Here is a 19,267-nt window from a genome sequence, read left to right as displayed (position 1 = left end):
AGGAATTAGAGAGAAAAGTCTAATTCCTATTTTTTATTTTCATAGGATTCAATTATTGCCCTAAAAGTTTTTTTACACGTTGGAAATTAGCACTATCTCCTAAAGCTCCATAGATGTTTTTCAATTGTTCTAAGATGTTTTCAACATTACCATTTGCTTTAATATAATTCTCTAATACTTCAGCACCTTTTTTGAATAAACCATCTTTTTGGTCTCTTAATGCTTCAAATTTAGCAATATCAGCTTTAGAGTTTCCTAATTTGTTCATTTGCTCAATCAAACTATTTCCCTCGTTGATGTAGGTAGTAGAGATATTCAAAGCGGCATCGGCGTAGTTAGGTTTAATTTTAAGTGCTTGTTCAAAACCTTTGCGAGCTTCTAAAATATTACCTTGTTGCATATTGATTACCCCAATATTGTAGTGAAGGTCAGCATTATTTGGATCAAGTTGAGCAGCTTCTTGCATTAGTTGTTTAAATTTTTCTTTATTGTCTAACTGCAAGTATACATTAGCTTCAGCAAGGATGATGTTCGCATCTTTAGGATATGCTTTTTTAGCATCTTCAAACGCTTTGATAGCCTCATCAACTTTCTTTTGTTCTACATAGATAAAGGCTATGTTTTTTATGATATCGGCGCGTTTAGAAGGTGTTTTTTCAACTCTTGCTTTTTCGTGAGTCCCTGCTTTTACCATTAGTTCAGCTTGGTTTTTATCAGCGAAAGTCTCATCTTGTTTAGTTTGTTTATTGGTTGCGATATAAAGTGTTTCAGCTCCATCATAACCAAGGTCTTTAAGTTCTGAGTACAATTTCACGGCTTTATCATAGTCTTTACCTTCCACTGCTACTACAGCAGCATTGTACAAGAACACAGTATCGCGAGCGCTAAGACGATATACTTGTTCAAAAGCTATTGAAGCATTTTTGTAATCCTTAACTTTGTACTTCTCTTGAGCTTGCCCTACTGCAAAGTTTATAGCTTCATCAGCTAATGATTGTAACTGATTAGTATATTTTCCTTTACCGCCTTCTAATTGTTTTACTTTAGCAAAAGCAGCGGTAGCGTTTTGCAAAGAAGCTAAACTTTTGTTTTTCTTAGTAAGCTCAATATTAGCTTGAGCTTCTAAGAAATAGAACTGAGGAGCGAACTCAGTACCTTCTATACTTCCTTTAATGGCATTTAAACCACTTTGAGCTGATGTTAAATCACCTTTACGGATTTGTTTTTCAATCTCTTTAAGTTCTTTTTTTTGTCCGAATGCGACTGCCGAAATAAGTAGAGCAGCAGCCATTAATAATGGTTTTCTCATATTGTTTTGCAATTTTAAAACAGTTTTTTGTTTTTATGTATTCATTTATAAGTCGCAAATGTAGTGCTTTATTTTAAAAATACCAAATATTTTTAACTTTTTATTTAGAAACAAATATTATACCAATTGTATTATTTTGATTATTAGATTATTGCTTTTTCAAAGGAATAGACTACATCCCTAAGAACCTCATCACTTTGTTGTTATGACGAGTAGTAACATTGAGTTGTTGTGTGAAACTAATTCTAAAAGTAGAGTTTTTAATACTTACAAGGTCGGAATCATTAAAATATACACGCTTGTTGTTATGCAATATTGAAAAATCTATTGTTGAACTTTTAATTTTGTAAGTAAGAGCTATGTTATATCTAAAATTTACATATTGATTGATTTTCATTTTACTTATAGGAGCTGTTTCTCCACCAAAATAAAATCCTAATCCTATTAAGCCACTAAAAGTGAGATTGGGAGCAAGTTGCCAAAGATTGGCTACCCCTCCACTAAATCCAGCTTGTATATGTTTAAAATCGTCAGTTCTATCTGGATCCACAAGAGGCAAGCTGAGTTTATGATGGAAAACACCTCCTCCAAAATAGAAACTGAAGAAAGGTTTTAGTGGTTCACCTTCTGGATTAAATATATTTTTTAAAGAGGTTTCTCTCCATTTGGTAAAATACAAAAATTCACTTCCTATCTGTTGTACACGAGCATCTTTGAGAAGGTGTATATTTTGACCATTTTCATAATAGAAACCTTTATAACTTTGATAATAAATGTCTAACAAAAACTTATTGCTAATAAAGGAATGTAATTGAAAATCAAAATAGCTCGTTTTTCCATATTTATTTTCGTTGCGCAAAGGCATTAAACCTCTAGCATAATCAAGGTTTACATAGGTATTATGTACTCCTAACCCCAACCCCATTGTAAGAGGATAGTTAGGTAATATTGTTTTATTTTTCAAATCTTTATTAATAGGAGCGTCTTCTATATCAACTGCGAGATAATTGATACTCAATGAAGGTTTTATCCACACTTTATAGTGGTATCTTTTAGTAGCTGTGGTATCTTGTGCCCATAAAGTAGTGATTGATAAGAAAAAAAGAATTATGTATTTCATTTTGTCAGAAGTTAAAGAAAAAGGAGTTAGGGCTTGTAGAACCTTTGTCAAAGTCGTAAAGGACTTTGACAAAGGTTCTACAAAGTTTATACCTTAAATTTTAGTAACCTAAGATTTTTAGCATTTCATCAGCTTTTTGTTGTTCCATAAAGAGACGGGAGGTAAGGTTACCATTTCTATCTTTATCGATAAGTACGATTTTAGGTTGTGGAATGAGGCAGTGTTGCAATCCCCCTACCCCACCAATACTATCTTGGTATGCTCCTGTATTGAAGAAACCTATATAGAGTGGTTTATTTTTGTTATATTTAGGCAGATAGATAGCGTTCATATTTTGTTCGCTGTTGTAATAATCATCACCATCACAAGTGAGTCCACCGAGGAGTACGCGTTCGTACTCATCATTCCAACGGTTGATAGGTAATAATACAAAACGTTTATTAATAGCCCAAGAATCGGGTAAAGTAGTAATGAAAGAGGAATTAATCATATTCCATTTCTCGCGGTCGTTTTGTTGTTTTTGGTACATTATCTCGTAGATAGCGCCGCCTGCCTCACCCACTGTAAAACTACCAAATTCAGTAAAAATGTTGGGTACGGGTACTTTTTCTTGGTCGCAAGTAATTTTTATCTGACGGATAATCTCATCAACCATATAGGCGTAGTCGTACTCAAAAGCTAACGAACTCTTGATAGGGAAACCTCCACCTATATTAAGGCTATCAAGTTCAGGAGCTACTTTTTTAAGTTGGATATAGACGCGCAAACACTTCAAGAGTTCATTCCAATAGTAGGCATTATCTTTAATACCTGTATTGATAAAGAAGTGCAACATTTTGAGGCGTACTTTAGGATTATCTTTAATCTCACGATTGTAGAAAGGTACAATATTTTTGTAGCCAATACCTAAACGACTGGTATAGAACTCAGAACGAGGGTCTTCTTCAGAAGCTATGCGAATACCAATATTGTATGAGCCTTTTATTTTTTCTTCAAACAAATTGATTTCCTCATAGTTATCAATGATAGGAATACAATTTTGATAGCCACGATTGATAAGATCGGCAATGCCATCAATATAAGCATCACGTTTGAAGCCATTACACAAAATATAATTCTCTTTGGTAATCAATCCTTCGCTGATAAGGTTGTTGATAATGTTGATATCAAAAGCTGAAGAGGTTTCCATGTGGATATCATTCTTCAAAGCTTCTACCATTACGTGTTTAAAATGAGAACTTTTGGTACAATAACAATAGTTGTAAGCCCCTTTGTATTTGTGTTTTTTAATCGCTTTTTCAAACCATTTTTTGGCACGTTGAATATTCTCAGATATTCTGGGTAGATACATAAATTTGAGGGGAGCTCCATACTTGCGTACAAGTTCCATCAAATCAATATTGTGAAAGCGAAGTTCATCGCCATCTAAAGTAAATTCATCTTGTGGAAAATAGTAGGTTTGGTCAATTAGGTCGATATATTTATTTTTCATTTGTACAGTGTAAATTAAATAATGAGTAATTTTTAGTAAAAAACATTTGAGGTAACCTTAATTTGTTACCTATTTATTACCTAACTACACCTGATTCAAATACGAAGTGGTGAAAGACTACTTTTAGCCTTAAATTTAATTTGTAGAGAATGAGTGCGTGCAGAGTGAAAATAACTTAAAAATAAAATGTTCATTTTCAACGACCAAAGGTTTTAGTAATTAAATTATCTTATACTTCAGAAATAGTATATTACTATTTGAGTGCAAAAATAATTATTATTTTTGAATTACAAACACATTGAATAGAAAAAAGTGAGGAATATTTTATAGTCTGGAACATTCATTTAGATATTTTTAAGGTTCAAGTTGTGGAATATACTCATTTTATAGAGGACAAAAATACCTCCAGAAAGGATAAAATTTCTTGGAGGTATTTTTTATAAAAACAAATACTATTTTGATTTTCCTTGATTTGCAACGCTGTTAATAGCAGCTGCAATTGCTTCTTGGTCACCTAAGTAATAGTGTTTGATAGGTTTTAAGTTAGCATCAAGTTCATACACCAAAGGTACCCCTGTAGGGATGTTAAGTTTAAGGATTTCATCCTCAGAAAGTCCATCAAGGTATTGAACTAATGAGCGCAAACTATTACCGTGAGCTGCAATGATCACACTTTTACCAGCTTTGATGTCAGGAGCTATCTCGTTGAACCATATAGGCAACATACGATCATAGCAATCTTTAAGGCTCTCTCCGGGAGTTTTTTCCTCTTTAGTAAGTGAGTTGTAACGACGGTCGTGTGAAGGGTGACGTTCGTCGGATTCTTCGATAAATGGAGGACGTACATCGTAAGAGCGACGCCATAAAAGTACTTGGTCTTCACCATATTTAGCAGCTGTTTCAGCTTTGTTTAAGCCTTGTAATGCTCCATAACTTTTCTCGTTGAGTCTCCAGCTTTTGTGAGTAGGTACCCAAAGATCACCCATTGCTTCTAAAGCATTGTTCAAGGTTTTGATAGCTCTTTTAAGTACAGATGTGTAGGCAACATCGAATTTGAAACCTTCTTCTTTCATAACACGTCCTGCTTCACGAGCTTCTTGTACTCCTTGCTCAGTTAAATCTACATCTTGCCACCCTGTGAATAGGTTGAGCTTGTTCCATTCACTTTGTCCGTGGCGTAAAAGTACTACTTTATACATATATAATTCAATTAATTTTGTTTTTATTCGCCTTCATTTTTTCCTCCTAAGCCTTTAAGGAAGTTACCTAATTGTTTTTTAGCTTCCTTTTTAGCCTCTTCTTTGGCTTTTTCTTTCACTTTAGTCATTGTGCTATCTCTGTTTTTCATCAGTCCACCAACAGTTTTTGTGATTTCGCCTGCTGTACCTGAACTGGTTTTACCTCCTAAAGCCTTTTGTAAAGCGTCGGTGCCTTTAGCGGTAAGGTTGTTAATTTGGTTTTTAGCTATTTGGGTAGCCAAATCTTTTACTACGGTTTTGGCATCAGTGCTTACTTGAGGTTTTTTGAAAGTTCCACCTACGGTTGCTACCACAGGCAAGTTGGTTATTTTTTTCTGATTTTCAGGAGTGAGTTTTGACAACAAACCTTCAGCCTCTTTACCTAACATTTGAGGAGGAACATTGAAAGTGAGCTTATAATTCATCTGCTGGTCAAATCCGTGAGAACCTGCTACTTCTATGGCTACATCTTTATATTTGATAGTAAAAGGTTTAATTTTTACTTTTCCATCCTCAAAATCAACCGCTGCTTTTACATCTTTCAGGTTGAGATTGGCTAAATTTAATCCTGTAAACTGACTATCTAAGGCTGAGAGTAGAGGAGAACCGTGGCTGTCAATCTTAGAGTCTATAAGCGCGGCAAATAGGTCGCCAGAGATACTGTTAATTTCAGGAGTTAAATCGTTTTTCAAATTACCTTTTACATTGATAACTGTATTCACTTTTCCTTGTACGGCTTTTGCAATAGGAGCTATCTTTTCGAGCATAGTAATTTGTGTAAAAGCATCGGATATGTTAAGGCGATTGAGGTTCAAGTCTACGTCAAAGGTAGGTATTTTTTCTTTGGTAGACACATCACCTGTAAGTGCTATATTCCCTCCAAAAATATCTGATTTTAAGTTTTCTAAAGCCACTTTTTGGTCTTTTATAATTAGCTTACCTGATACGTTGCTTAATTTTAAATTGTCGTATAACACCGTATTAGCTTTGGCAGTAAGTGCACAATCTAAGAAAGCGGGTACTTTTATAGCTGATTGAGCAGGAGCTTTAGCAGTTGTTTTAGGAGCTTCTTTAGTTTCTTGTTTAGGAGTTGCTGTTTCGGCAGTAGCAGGTTGCATAAAATCATTTACCACCAATTTGTTAGAAGAAAGGTTAAAGTTTCCTTTGAGGATTTCTTTTCTGAAAGCAAAACCATATAGATTATCGATTGTTCCTGTGAGATGCAAATCGGTTTCACCCGTACGGGCATCGAATTGAGACAGCCCAATGTGTGAAGGACTAAATGCTACATTCAAATTATCGATATGGAAAGGTTTTACAAACTCTTCGCCTGCGTATACAAATTGAGAAAGCGACAAATTACCCTGCGCTTTGATATTTTGGTAGTTTTTAGTTTCTACTGATTTCATATCCAACTGTGTAGCGATATCGGCACGAAGAATACCGGAGAACTTCTTATCCAACGAAATAGGATAAGCTTGTGATAAGTTAGCCAAATTGATAGTACCTTTTATCGCTAAATCAACAAATGGATTTACTACCATATTGCTCACATTGGCACGGGCTGAGAAGTGGTCTTGGTCGATACTCATTGTAAATTTATTGAGGTTTACTTTGGTATCATTAGTAATACCTGTAGCATTATTCACTTTGAGGTCGATAGTGATATCACGCACTGTTTTAGGGAGGTTTGGATATTTGAAAGAAGCATTATCAGCATACATTTCAAGACCAAAAGTAGGGATTTTATCACCTACCATATCTCCCTTAGCAAAGCCTTTGAGTGTGAGATTACCTGTAGTTTTTACATTTTCAATACTTTTAGCATACTCTTCAGGGATAAGAGCTAAGAAGTTTTGAAATGAATTAGTAGGGGTGCTAAAAGTAAGGTCGTAATGTTGTCCTTCCTCTAACAGTTGAATAAAACCATCAAATACTAAATCTAAGCGATTTATGGTAGCTTTATTTTGTTTGAAAGTGTACTTTTGATTTTTTAGGTCGATACCTAAAATAGCTTGAAGTGTAATGGGTACTTGTTTCATAAAAGTACTTTTATCCATTGCAAAAGTTACATTGGCTTTTGTTTGTGTATCTAAATCTAATACTTCTTCAGCAAAGTTACCTTTTCCGCTATGGTAGATGTCGGCTACTTCCATAAATAGGTTACCATCATCCATTTTGAAAGTGAATTTCAAATTCTCGATGTTGTATTGTTGAATATCAAGTTTAATAGGGGCAGATTCTTCTTCAGGTTTATCGGAAGGGATAGCGATATCAAAGTTACCAGCTCCTTCTTTATTGAGGTGGATGTATACAGAAGCATCTTTTACATTAGCTCCTAACAAATTGTAGTTACCCGCTAATAAATCTTTGATACTCAAAGTTACATCAATATGTTTAGCAGCAAAAAGGGTATCGCCTACAAAAGGCTCTTTATTTACTAATACAAAATTGTTGAGAGTAACGCGTGCCTTAGGAAAGTTCTTAAACAAACTAATATCAACATCTTGCAATCCGATGTTCGCCTTTAAGTTTTCATTTGCCATCTCAATCACCTTTTCTTTAATAGTATCTTTAAAGAAAAAAGGGATAGCAAGCATTGCAATAATGAGGAGTAAAAGTGAGATACCTCCCCATTTCAGTATTTTTTTAGCTATTTTCATTGTGTTTATGATTATGTTTTATAGAGGGCAAAGGTACAAAATAATTTTGAATTGTTACAATCGTTCTACAAATAAAACAGTATCATCTACAGAAATTATTTTCACGATGGTGTTAGAAGGGAGGCGTTCACCGGTGGTCATAGCATCTAATTCGTGTATAGTACCGCGCACACTAATGGTTACTTTGCCTCTTCCCTGTTTGTATTCAGGAATAGGGATATAGACCTCGGCAGTTTTGCCTATGGTTTCAGAGAATTTGAAAGTATTATCTTCTGAAAGTTTCATCAGAGCTCTGATAATAAGGAAGAAGAGATATACAAACAAAGCTCCTACTATAGTAGCTAAAGCTATGAATAAGAGCTGATTGTGTATAATTTTATAAAATGAAATACCAGTCCAGCTAAATCCTAACAAGAAGTTAATCAAATTGCGGAAAGAGAAAAGCTGGAAAGGTGTGTCGCCTCCGTTGAGATCACCGTCAAAATCGGCAGAAGTACCATCGGAGGCGTCACTTCCTATGAATGTAAGAATCATTTGAATGATAAAAATCACTGAAGTAGGAATTGCTATCATCCAAAATCCTTTTAAAAGAGTATCAAGGTTATTGAAAACTTCTAACATAGTATATTGTTTTTTATGGTTATTTATCGTATTGATTTAGGATCTACGCCTGTATTGATAATCGCTTGACGAATATCGGTAAAAGTTTTTAGATTTGCTTTTCCTTTTACAATATCGAAATTATTTCCTTTTTTAAGGAAATAAATAATATTTGATTGTCCACCAAAATAAGGAGGTTTAAGATTATCAATACTACCTCCTGTTCTTACAGCTGTAAAGAAAGCTACGTATTGTTTGACACGTTCTTCGATTTCGTTTTTATTTTGGTTAAAATCGTAAGATACCACTTCCCAGTCACTATTGCTTAGGCGTTTTGCATTGATTTTTACCTTATCTACCACACTTTCAGAGCAAGATGGAGAGTTGAAACGTTTCAAATCAGCAATAAACTCTTCGGTAAGGCTTACATTTGTAGCTTGAGGCCTTGCACCTGTTCTGATGTGTCTCACTACAGTTTTACCATCAGTTTTTTCTACTATAGTTGTAGTAGTTCTTTCGACAGGGGGAGTATTCTTAGGTTCAGGATTATTTTTAGGAGCTGCAACAGGTTTAGGTTCTCTTGTAGGTTCAGGTGCAGGAGTAGCTATTTCTACCACATTATCCTCCTGACTTTCACGAATTTTAGTTTGAGAAATAATCTGTTCTAAATCTTTTTGATAAGATTTCAACTCGGAAGCTCCACCTCTTAAATAAGGGCGTAAAAGGCTATCAACTTGCTCACTATTGTAGGCAGAATAATCAAAATCTTTTAAGAAATTTTCCCATACAGCTTTTTCAAATTCAGGGCGCAATTTTTCGGTGAGGTAATTGCGTTTTTTTGCTTCGGCTAAGAAAAGAGTTCCTTTAGGGTCGGCATGAGTACTTTTCCAATTCTGCACTTCAGCAAGGAAGAAACGAGCTGGAGATACTACATCAATTTTAAGAGTATCTTTATTGCCTTCCTGTACCATTGTAGCTAATTTAGCAAGTTGTTCTTTATTGAACACAACAGTATCTTTTCCTTCTTCAGCAAAAGTAATTACCAATTTAGTTTCAGTTTCAGGTAAGCCTTTTTTGAGACGAATGTAAGTACTATCAATTTCATAATTATGTTCGTCTATGTTTGTTAAGAAATGGATATCTTCGATTTTGCTTTCCGATTTGAAAGCAATGTATGCCTTGGTAGGGTCTTTAAGCATAGGGAAAATAAACCAATAACCTATTCCCACTAATGCCAAAACAAACACCACTATAGATGCTATTTTGAGCCAGAAGAAGCGAGATTTGTGTATAGGTTCATTTTTATTGTCACCCACAGTAGCTAAGCTGTTATTTATCACAGCAAGTTGATTTTTTGCTCTAGGACTTTCGGAAGCAAGCATTTGAGGATTGTGTACATTACCCTCGATTTCATAGTTTATTTCACCACTTTTAGAGATACTTATCACTCTTTTAGTTTCCTGATTTTCAAACTCAAAGTGATATAAGTGTTCAGGGAGAACTATCTCTATAGGCGAATCACTACGCAAAGAAGTGCTAAACACAATCCCGTTGATTTTCAATGCTACAGCTACTATTTTATTAGAAACGACTGTAAAGTGATATTGCTCAAAAGGTATAGTGAGAGGGATTCTCTCATCCACTACATAATTACTTCTAAAGACAATGCCATTATAGCTAATATTAAATATTTTTTGAGCCTCATCACCTTTGAAAAGGAAATAAAAGCCTTTGCTATCACTATGAGGTTTTATCTTGAAACTACCACTTTCTAAAGACAAGAAAGTGATGTATTTTTGGAAGTCGTACTGAGGAGTTTCTACATAGAGTTTGGTTTCCTTTTCTACAAAAGGAATAAATTCTAAGCTATAACTATTATTAGTACGCTTGATATATCCTTTTTTGATTGCTTTCTTAACGGTATCGTTATAGGAGAACATTTGGTAATACTTAGACTTCTCGAGGAGTAACTCTATAGTATCATCATCAGAGAAAATCTCGCTTTCATAAGTAGTACTCACATCTCTACCATTTCTCATAAAAGCCAGAACTTTGATTCTCTTGTCGGCAATAGTAAAGTGAGATGTACCACTATTATTAGTAGTTGCAGTTGTATTTTGCTGAGTTCTATATTCAGGAAAGAAAAGTTCTATACTATAAGCACGAGGATTCTCTACAAATTCTTTTCTCAAGAAAACAACGTCCTGAATATTATCGAACTCTGGGCGATAAGGCATATTGAAATACTTATCTACTTCATAAATATCACTATAAGGAAAAATTTTAGGAGTATATGGCATTTCTAAAGTACAAGGCTTAGGCTGAAGTTCTTCAGTAAGTTGTTTTTCATAGCCACGTAGGAGATTGAAATAAGGGAAGATATCTTCTTTTTCGTTGAGCAAAGGCGCACCATTCTCGTAATTGATATGTTCAGCGAAGTACATATCCATCAATAAGTTGAGTACTTGTCGTATTCCACGCCATTGCAAAGTGTGAGGAACATACAACGATATAGCAATATACACTCCTGTTTGACCATTTACTTCACGAGAAGAACGGTACTGGGTGTATATTTTGTAGTTTTGCGTAAATTGAAGTGTGTAGAAATCTACACGAGGAGTGTGGATACGAATAAAAGCACTAAGGTCTTTTAATCTATCTTTAACCTCTTTAAGTTGAAAATTAACTCCTTGAGAAGCTAATACTTTACAACCTTGTTTGTAGCCCCATATAGTTAGGCCGACTGTATTAATTTTTGATTCCATTGTAATAAGAAACTTGCTAAAAAACGAGGCAAAGGTATATATTATTTTTGAGAAAAAAAAATATATTTGTAAAAAAAATACCTACCAAAGATTTCACGTCTTTAATAGGTATCAAAAATTATAATTGATATGAACTATTTACTACTTATAATTTATTAGTTTTCAGCAGATTGCTCAGCTGGAGACTCAGTTTTAGGTTCCTCCACTTTTTCAGCAGGTTTAGCTTCAACTTTGGCTACTTCTGCTACAATTTCGAATGGGAAATCAACGATTACTTCACGGTGTAAACGGATAGCAGCGCTGTATTTACCTGTACGTTTGATAGTGTTACCTGCGATAGAGATAAATTTTTTATCGATATCGTGACCAGCTTTAGCTAATTCTTGAGCAACATCAGCGTGATTAACAGAACCGAAGAGTTTATCACCTGCACCTACTTTGGCTACAATTTTCACTGCCAAGTTAGCAAGAGCTTTAGCAGTTTTCTTAGCTTCTTCGATGATGTGTTGCTCTTTATAAGCTTTTTGTTTTAAGTTTTCAGCTAATACCTTTTTTGCTGAGGGAGTAGCTAAAATTGCGAATCCTTGCGGAATGAGGTAATTACGACCATAGCCATTTTTTACAGTAACGACATCGTCTTTAAAACCTAAATTATGTACGTCTTGTTTAAGTATAATTTCCATAGTTTCTACTCCTTGTTATTATTTTAATAAATCGGCTACATAAGGCATTAAAGCTAAGTGGCGAGCTCTTTTCACAGCGATAGCCACTTTGCGTTGGAACTTCAATGAAGTACCAGTAAGGCGACGAGGTAGCAATTTACCTTGTTCGTTCACAAACTTCAAGAGGAAGTCAGCATCTTTGTAATCAATGTATTTAATACCTGATTTTTTAAAGCGACAATATTTCTTTTGTTTAGAAGTGTCGATGTTTAGTGGAGTGAGGTATTTGATATCTCCTTTTTTTTGTTCTACTGCCATTTTCTTACGCTTTTTTAGTGTTTAACTTAGCTCTTCTTTTTTCAGCCCACTCGATGGCGTGCTTGTCTAATTTCACAGTGAGGTAACGCATAACACGTTCGTCACGACGGAATTCCAATTCGAAAGCGTCGATTACTTCACCAGCTACTTTAAATTCAAAGAGGTGATAAAATCCACTTTTTTTGTTTTGGATTGGGTAAGCTAATTTTTTCAAGCCCCAATTCTCTTTTGCTACAAATTCTGCCCCCCTTGAAGTAAGAAAATTTTCAAACTTTTCTACTGCTTCCTTTATCTGTGTTTCAGATAAAACGGGATTCAAAATGAAAACAGTTTCGTATTGATTCATAAAAATAAAATGATTAAATGATTTTTAATTCAGGGCGCAAAAGTAGTATATTTATTTGAAGTAACAAAATAAAATACATTTTTTTTTGCAACAAATCAAATTAATTAACTGATAATAAATATATTAATATTCTATTTCTTTCTCTATTAACATCTCTCCCCTATATATTTTTTGGTAACGAATGAGTAGCTCCTCTTTGTAATAACCTATATAGTAGGCACGTTCTTCTTGGTGTGCCTCAGCTTCCTGCTGACTTATTTCATCATAGAGATAAGTAGGGAGGTCTGTAGCTTTTTTGTGTAGGTCAGAACAGCTAAGGAAATAACGCAGTACGATATCTCCCTTATACAAATAGAGTTTTTGTCCATTCATAGGGATTTCGGCAAAGACTCTTTCTTGTTCAACGGGGGTAATAGGTATTTTAGGCTCAAAAGAGGGATCAGCGTAAAAAGCATATTGAGGATCAATGTGTATTTCTGAGCTTTTTATTTTGAACACTTTACGCTCCCATTGGTTGCCTAATAAGAAATACTGAAAACCATCCTTTTCTCCACAATACTCATAAGTAAATAAGGATTGCAAGGGAAAGGCTTCGGTGGCTTTTCGCTCTTCTGGGGAACTTTTGCAAGAGAATAAGGCTAACAAAGGGGCTAATAAGGTCATTTTCTTCATTCTTTTTTACTAAATATATAGGTATCTACTTCTTGAAAATTAGGGTATTGTCCTCCAAATACTTCTCTTATTACACTCTTACCAAGGTAACGTTCTAAAGGTAAGTAGATATCCTTAGCATCTGTACAAACAAACTCTAAATTAGGCATTTTTAGCAAAGGAGAAGCGTCTTTTATAGGATTAAAACATATCTTTAGATTTCTAAGTGTTTCTATACCTACCAAATCGCTAAGGTCTTCTATCTTGTTTTGCTCTAAGTCCAATTCCTCTAAAGGTAAATGCTTCAGAGGAGAAAGATCTTTCACCTCGTTGTGATATAAACGCAAGGTAGTGAGTTTTTTGAGGGCTCTCAGAGGAGATAAATCGCTGATTTGATTCCTCTCTAATTGTAAATATTCAAGATTGGGCAACCACGCCAAAGGGGATATATCGGTGATTTGGTTTCTATCCAACCAAAGTTCGGTAAGGTTTTGTAATCGTTGTATGCCCTCCAAAGAAATGAGTTTATTGCACGATAGTTTTAACTCTTTCAGTTTTGTAAGTTCACAAAAAGGGGCTATATCGCTCACCCCACTGTCATAAACCTCTACTTTTTTAAGTTTTTTGCATTTAGCGAGAGGCGTATAATCCGTTGCCTTGACATTCAAATAGAGTTTTTGTAGCTTTTCCAAGGGTAGCAAGGATTCTAAATCGGTAATATTCTCCGATAGCAACTCTAATTCCTTTATATTTGGGAACATTTGCAAGTCGGCTAAGTCTTCTGAGTGCAAATCATCGTTATGAATGAGCATTTTGGTAATCAAAGACGCTCCTTCTTCTTTGACCAATACCCTCCTTCCCTCTTTTACAAGAAGGTCAGCGTGTTTCTTTTTCAGATATTGCTTTACTTTTTGCTCTATGAGCTTGCTTTTAAAGGTAATGTAACTCATTTAGTTTAATTTCAATACTTCTTCAAAACTAAGTATCTCGTATTCTTCGTTCAAGTGATATTTTTCTTTGGTTTGCTTATACCAAACGTCGTGTTCTTCCTGAAAGCTATTAGTATCAGAGGGCGTTCCGTCCTGCCAATACATATTTCCTTTGGCTATCTCCATTGCGTTGTGATAGGTGAGCTCGTGCGTAATGCAAAATAAATTCTCAAGATCTTTAGGTGGGGTTGTAAACAGGCTATTTTGAGCTAATTTTTCAGTAGCTTCTTCCCTGCTAAGTCCTGCATAGTGCATCATATTGTGCTTAAGCCATTCGCAATAGGAATAGTGGTTATAAATCCAATAACATTGGGCTTCTGAGTCTTCATATACTATTCCATCACACAAGCCATTTTCGTGAGGTTCCGTTCCTATTTGTGCTAATCGTTTTTGTAAGGCATTCATTTAGTTGTTTTTCTAAAAGTAATTCCATAAAATTTGTTATTCCAGAACAATTCTGTTTTCTTTTCAGTCACTGACGCTGGGATACATTGTTCTATGGCGTTCAAATCAACCGTTTTGCCTTCAAAATAGGATTTAGAAAAGACGCTTTTCTTGTATTGGATCTCCACAAAGTCGGCTGTCTCATCAGCGATAAGGAGTTTACTACCTGGTTTGGCAACTCGGAGCATTTCGTTCATAGCAAGGGCTTTATCGTTGAAAAAATTGATACCTCCGTTGTGAAAAACAATATCAAAAGTATTATCGGCAAAAGGCAATTCCTCGGCAGGGCACTGCACAAGAGTAAGGTTTGTTTTCTTTTGCCACTGCTTCTTACATCTTTTGAGCATTCCCATAGAAATATCGGCTCCTACAAGGTTTATTGTTTTCAAATCAATCCCTTGGGGTAGATAACGCAAGTCCGCTCCTGTACCTATGGAAACATAAAGCACAGAAATATTATTTTTCCATTCCAAACGGCTCATTAATTCCGTACGCAGGCGGTCAATGGCGTTTCCATACTTGATTTTTCCTATCCATTTTTCTCCAAAATCATAAAAGAAAGACATCCAATCGTACATTTTCATATACTTTTGATTGTCTCCACTGACAAAATGGTCATTCATACAGCAAAAAATACCATTTTCTTGTTTTACATCTTCTATTTTTATAGAAGATTTGAATATTTGGGACATATCTTTCATTATATTTATATTTTCGAATTATCTTTTCTTAATCAAAATATCTCCTTCACAAAGCCAAATGGGTTTATTTTCTATCTTTAACTCCTCCCACCATTGTTTTTCTTCTGTTTCAGCATCATCTACAAGACGGAAATTAGAAAAATCTGTACGAGGCGGAGGCAATACAATAATACGCTCTATAGTTGCGGATTCCAAATAATAGGTATCTGAAAGTTTTTTGAGGAACAATAGTTGTTCTAACTCCTTTTTATAGCTTAGAAGTGCTTGTTTCTCCTCTTGCAAAAGAGAAACTTCTTTAAGCTGATGAATTATTTTCTGAAGTTCGTCTTCTATAAGTTGTTTTGCTGTTTTCATTATTATAATCCGTATTTAGTCCAGCCCCCATCGTGCCATTGACATTCGTCAATCTTCCACTCCCCCTCTTTTCTGATGATGAGAAAGCGAAACTGACAATTATGTCTGTCTTGAGTGTAGAGGTATATCTTATTCTTAGTAACCACCTCACTATCGATAATTTGATGTTCACCATAGGTACCGCTTTTATCTAAAGAATAACTAATTCCTTCAGGGCGATAGCCTGTCCTACGCTTGTCGGTACAATACTTTTTGAAGAGGTCTTTGCATTTTTCTCTTACCAAAAGATCGCCCTCTTGGGTATCGTCATTTTTGGTAGCGAAAGCCTCCCACTCGGTCATTGCCACAAAGAAATCTAAGAGTAATTGCTTTACTACAGGCAGATCATCGGTAGGAGTTGTCGTTGGTTTCTTCTTGCCTGCGGTGCGTTGGGCTTGTTCAAAGGCTTTTATCTGATCGGCGGTGAAAGGTTTATCAAGGTAGAAACTCACCTTGTTGTAATGTGCCGCAGCCATTAGCCCCTCAAAAGTAACCCGTGTTCTCTTTAGCGAAAGAGACTTTAGGCGTGGTACTTGTAGGACAATTTTTAGTGTCTCATCAGTTACGGGGCAACCGTCCAGCGAGATATGGTTGATAGGTTTGTCGACAAAGTACTTAAAGCCTTCGCCTGTAACTTGCTTATTACCCTCTAAGAAAAGGAGTTTTAGTTTGGGCAAAGTCGCCAAGTATTGTAGTGCTTCATCAGTAATCGCGGTATTGATAAAGCCCATATTGACCAACGACTTTACTTGTACGATCTGTTCAACCATCTCATCGGTCAGGGCGACATCCTTGTAATGATGTCCTTTACAAAAGCGCTCCTCGGTTACTTCTTTAAGAGCGGCTTCTAAGGTAATAGGGTGTTTATAAGCTGCCATAATGTTTTATTTATCTTTAATAGCATTGTAGTAAAGAGCTTCATACATCGGTACAATTTTCTCTTCATCAAAACGAGCTGCTACTTTGCGGGCATTCTGTTTGAATTGTGTCAAGCGGTCTTTGTCACTTAAAATATAAATAGCTTTTTCAGCCATTGTTTGCACATCGCCTATTGGACATAAATAACCTGATACACCTTCTTCATTTACCTCCGATAAGCCTCCTGCATTACTTGATACTACGGGTACACCTGCAGCCATTGCCTCTAAGGCTGAAAGTCCAAAGCTTTCGGATTCTGAGGGGAGTAAAAACAAATCTGTAAAACATAATATACGGTCTATATCAGATGTATTTCCCAAGAAAAGCACCTTTTTCTTGATACCTAAATCCTTACATAGCTGGTCGGCTATCTCACGCTCAGGTCCGTCACCTACCATTATCAATTTGGCAGGAAGTTGTTGCTGAATGCCATAGAATACCCTTACCACATCGTCTACACGCTTCACTTTCCTAAAGTTGCTAATATGAGTTACAATTACCTCATCGGGAGTTGCCATTACTGTTCGTTTGCAAGGAGAAATAGATTCAGTTTTTTTTAAGGCAATAAAGTTTGGAATAACTTTTATATCTTTATTTACATTGAAAAGGCGCAATGTATCTCGTTTCAAACTCTCGGATACCGAGGTTACCACATCCGATTCGTTGATGCTAAACGTTACTGCTTCTTTATAAGTAGGGTGATTACCTACAAGAGTAATATCTGTGCCGTGTAAAGTGGTAATCATAGGCACTTCTATCCCTTCACGTTTGAGCATCTGCTTTGCCATATAGCCTGCATAAGCGTGTGGAATAGCGTAATGCACGTGCAAAATATCAATGTTGTAAGTCTTTACCACATAAGCCATTTTGCTTGATAACGCTAATTCGTAAGGTTGATAATGAAACAAGGGGTACTCCTCTACATGTACTTCGTGAAAGTGAATGTTCATTTCCAAGAAGTCTAAACGCACAGGATAACTATAAGTAATAAAGTGTACCTGATGACCTTTACGGGCTAAGGCGATTCCTAATTCGGTAGCAACTACACCGCTACCTCCAAAGGTAGGATAACACACTATGGCTATATTCATTTTTTGATGTATTAGATAGGCAAAAGTACTATTTTTCTGTTGGGTATAAAAAATATTAACAAAAAATTATATCTTTGCAGTTGAGTAACAAGTGATAAAATGAAAAAAACAGCTTCTTTTTTAAACATTCATAATGGAGATTTCCTTCTCATAGAAAGTGAAACTATTACAACTAATACAACTTTTTCTAATCTTAGAGAACGTTTTCCAAATAATAAAATATGGGAGGTAGGTACAGGATACTATTGGCTATATTTTTACAATTGTTCTTTTGAAGGAAAACTCTTTGATGTTTCACTTTGTTTTAAAGGTGAGCAACTTGAATGTTTATGTTTTGCGATGAACGAACGACAGACTTCGTGGGAAGATTGGAGTGAAGAATACGAATTGAAAACTGAAAAATATTACAAACAATGGCTCACAGCCCACATAGGTGATAATCACTCTTTTGATTGGGGAAAGATTGAGGCTCTTTATGACCGTAAAGGAGGGGGTACAGCTATTTGGTTAAGTTACAAAAGATGAAATATTCAAACAAATTAAGTCCTTATATAGAAGAAGCCTATAGCTTTTTTTTCTTATTCGATTGATAAACATTTATCAGTATGTGATTGTGACAATTGCATTACTCCTACTGAAATAGATAATTTATGCCGTATTCCCCTTAGGGAGCTCTCACTTCAACAAATTAGCACCTATGTAGAGCTATGTTAGTGAGTACAGTTAAGGCTATTGTAGAAGTTCATTATTTTTTACCACGTATGCTTGAACTCCTTTGTGAGGGTAAAATATTTTATATAGACGAGGGATTATCGCTCTCTAAATGCTATTTTGAACGTCTTGACTTGTGGGAAGCTCCCGAAATAGATTTTTAAAAGCGGTTTTCTCTTGCTTTTTTGAAGAAGTTCTCAGTGAAAAATACTCCGAAATCACCACGACTGAAGATTGGTTGGTTTGTTTTGGATTAGCAGGATTGCCCATTCAGCCTTTATTAGACTTGCTGGATAGCTAATGCTTATAAAAAATGAATGCAATTCGTTATTTTGAAGAAATTTTTATGTATAGCTTACAAGCTAGAGGAATAGAGTATCATCATACCTATTTTAAAGACAGACACAGAGAACTGAATGTACAAATTACAGAATGGCTTAACAATTGTAAAACATTAAAGATTTTTTATAAAACTGTAGAAAAATTATTATTATCAGATATAGTTTTAAATGAAAAAGTAGTATATCAACTTGAAAATATGTATAATATATTAGAATTTGAATTAAAAAATCGCTAATTATCAATTATTAATAATAAAAAAATCCATTATAACACTTTATTTTGTTATAATGGATTTTTTTTGCGGAGAGAGAGGGATTCGAACCCCCGGAGGTATTACCCTCAACGGTTTTCAAGACCGCCGCATTCAACCGCTCTGCCATCTCTCCAATTGCACAATTGCTATTGTTATTTCAATTATGCGGGTGCAAAGGTACAACTATTTTTATTACTTGCAAATTTTTGAGACAAAAAATTGCGATGTTTTTTTAACTTATTTTATAACTTATTGTTTTAC

20 protein-coding genes and 1 tRNA gene are annotated in these 19,267 nt (G+C 35.1%); 3 read left to right on the top strand and 18 right to left on the bottom strand.

The genetic code is table 11. The features are described from left to right. Positions 1-52 precede the first annotated feature (52 nt). The 17 genes from I7X29_RS01495 to bshA all read right to left on the bottom strand — a co-directional run bounded on the left by I7X29_RS01495 (position 53) and on the right by bshA (position 17,700). Positions 53-1,309, bottom strand: a complete 1,257-nt coding sequence (locus tag I7X29_RS01495; RefSeq protein WP_198472551.1) for a tetratricopeptide repeat protein — start codon at positions 1,307-1,309, stop codon at positions 53-55. A 172-nt stretch (positions 1,310-1,481) separates the two neighbouring features. After that, positions 1,482-2,429, bottom strand: a complete 948-nt coding sequence (locus I7X29_RS01490) for a DUF4421 family protein (protein WP_009751044.1) — start codon at positions 2,427-2,429, stop codon at positions 1,482-1,484. A gap of 100 nt (positions 2,430-2,529) precedes the next feature. Further along, positions 2,530-3,921, bottom strand: a complete 1,392-nt coding sequence (locus I7X29_RS01485; protein WP_198472550.1) for a type III PLP-dependent enzyme domain-containing protein — start codon at positions 3,919-3,921, stop codon at positions 2,530-2,532. Positions 3,922-4,373: 452 nt separating this feature from the next. Next, positions 4,374-5,120 carry a 2,3-diphosphoglycerate-dependent phosphoglycerate mutase gene (gpmA, locus tag I7X29_RS01480; RefSeq protein WP_009751041.1) on the bottom strand — a complete coding sequence of 249 codons (747 nt, stop codon included), beginning with the start codon at positions 5,118-5,120 and terminating at the stop codon, positions 4,374-4,376. Between the two features lie 23 nt (positions 5,121-5,143). Next, a complete protein-coding gene (locus I7X29_RS01475) occupies positions 5,144-7,822 on the bottom strand; it encodes an AsmA family protein (protein WP_198472549.1) in 2,679 nt (892 codons plus the stop codon). A gap of 54 nt (positions 7,823-7,876) precedes the next feature. Continuing rightward, on the bottom strand, positions 7,877-8,443 hold the full coding sequence (locus tag I7X29_RS01470) for an NfeD family protein (RefSeq protein ID WP_198472548.1): 567 nt from the start codon (positions 8,441-8,443) through the stop codon (positions 7,877-7,879). Between the two features lie 23 nt (positions 8,444-8,466). Continuing rightward, complete coding sequence (locus tag I7X29_RS01465) at positions 8,467-11,187, bottom strand: hypothetical protein (RefSeq protein ID WP_198472547.1); 2,721 nt, start codon at positions 11,185-11,187, stop codon at positions 8,467-8,469. 155 nt (positions 11,188-11,342) lie between these two features. Beyond that, entirely contained in the window at positions 11,343-11,870 is a 528-nt protein-coding gene (rplI, locus tag I7X29_RS01460) for a 50S ribosomal protein L9 (RefSeq protein ID WP_198472546.1), read from the bottom strand. 18 nt (positions 11,871-11,888) lie between these two features. After that, a complete protein-coding gene (rpsR, locus tag I7X29_RS01455; protein ID WP_198472545.1) occupies positions 11,889-12,167 on the bottom strand; it encodes a 30S ribosomal protein S18 in 279 nt (92 codons plus the stop codon). 4 nt (positions 12,168-12,171) lie between these two features. Next, the gene (gene rpsF, locus I7X29_RS01450; protein ID WP_002679068.1) at positions 12,172-12,513 is read right to left on the bottom strand and encodes a 30S ribosomal protein S6; all 342 of its coding nucleotides are present in this window, start codon (positions 12,511-12,513) and stop codon (positions 12,172-12,174) included. A 123-nt stretch (positions 12,514-12,636) separates the two neighbouring features. Next, positions 12,637-13,176: a hypothetical protein gene (locus tag I7X29_RS01445; protein ID WP_225879504.1), complete on the bottom strand. Its 540-nt coding sequence runs from the start codon at positions 13,174-13,176 to the stop codon at positions 12,637-12,639. A gap of 5 nt (positions 13,177-13,181) precedes the next feature. Beyond that, positions 13,182-14,114 (bottom strand): leucine-rich repeat domain-containing protein, encoded by a 933-nt coding sequence (locus I7X29_RS01440; protein ID WP_198467046.1) that lies wholly within the window; start codon positions 14,112-14,114, stop codon positions 13,182-13,184. Continuing rightward, positions 14,115-14,558 (bottom strand): hypothetical protein, encoded by a 444-nt coding sequence (locus I7X29_RS01435; protein ID WP_198472544.1) that lies wholly within the window; start codon positions 14,556-14,558, stop codon positions 14,115-14,117. Continuing rightward, a complete protein-coding gene (locus I7X29_RS01430) occupies positions 14,555-15,298 on the bottom strand; it encodes a class I SAM-dependent methyltransferase (protein ID WP_198472543.1) in 744 nt (247 codons plus the stop codon). Before I7X29_RS01430 ends, I7X29_RS01435 begins: the two co-directional genes overlap by 4 nt. Positions 15,299-15,316: 18 nt before the next feature. Then, positions 15,317-15,652 (bottom strand): cell-division protein, encoded by a 336-nt coding sequence (locus tag I7X29_RS01425; RefSeq protein ID WP_198472542.1) that lies wholly within the window; start codon positions 15,650-15,652, stop codon positions 15,317-15,319. A 2-nt stretch (positions 15,653-15,654) separates the two neighbouring features. Continuing rightward, a complete protein-coding gene (locus I7X29_RS01420; RefSeq protein WP_198472541.1) occupies positions 15,655-16,569 on the bottom strand; it encodes an NTF2 fold immunity protein in 915 nt (304 codons plus the stop codon). Positions 16,570-16,575: 6 nt separating this feature from the next. Continuing rightward, on the bottom strand, positions 16,576-17,700 hold the full coding sequence (gene bshA / locus I7X29_RS01415) for an N-acetyl-alpha-D-glucosaminyl L-malate synthase BshA (protein WP_198472540.1): 1,125 nt from the start codon (positions 17,698-17,700) through the stop codon (positions 16,576-16,578). A gap of 99 nt (positions 17,701-17,799) precedes the next feature. Here bshA and I7X29_RS01410 point away from each other — a divergent pair, with 99 nt between their 5' ends. The 3 genes from I7X29_RS01410 to I7X29_RS15290 all read left to right on the top strand — a co-directional run bounded on the left by I7X29_RS01410 (position 17,800) and on the right by I7X29_RS15290 (position 18,988). Beyond that, positions 17,800-18,225 carry a hypothetical protein gene (locus I7X29_RS01410; RefSeq protein WP_088594387.1) on the top strand — a complete coding sequence of 142 codons (426 nt, stop codon included), beginning with the start codon at positions 17,800-17,802 and terminating at the stop codon, positions 18,223-18,225. Positions 18,226-18,547: 322 nt separating this feature from the next. Next, positions 18,548-18,712, top strand: coding sequence for a hypothetical protein (locus I7X29_RS15295; protein ID WP_225883637.1), 165 nt, complete (start codon positions 18,548-18,550; stop codon positions 18,710-18,712). A 12-nt stretch (positions 18,713-18,724) separates the two neighbouring features. Beyond that, positions 18,725-18,988 carry a hypothetical protein gene (locus I7X29_RS15290; RefSeq protein ID WP_225883636.1) on the top strand — a complete coding sequence of 88 codons (264 nt, stop codon included), beginning with the start codon at positions 18,725-18,727 and terminating at the stop codon, positions 18,986-18,988. A 66-nt stretch (positions 18,989-19,054) separates the two neighbouring features. Here I7X29_RS15290 and I7X29_RS01400 read toward each other — a convergent pair. After that, positions 19,055-19,139: transfer RNA gene (locus I7X29_RS01400), tRNA-Ser, on the bottom strand. Between the last annotated feature and the right edge of the window lie 128 nt (positions 19,140-19,267).

The sequence above is a fragment of the Capnocytophaga periodontitidis genome (assembly GCF_016126015.1).
In the GTDB taxonomy this organism is placed as follows: domain Bacteria; phylum Bacteroidota; class Bacteroidia; order Flavobacteriales; family Flavobacteriaceae; genus Capnocytophaga; species Capnocytophaga periodontitidis.
This window is presented reverse-complemented; position numbering and strand designations above follow the sequence as displayed.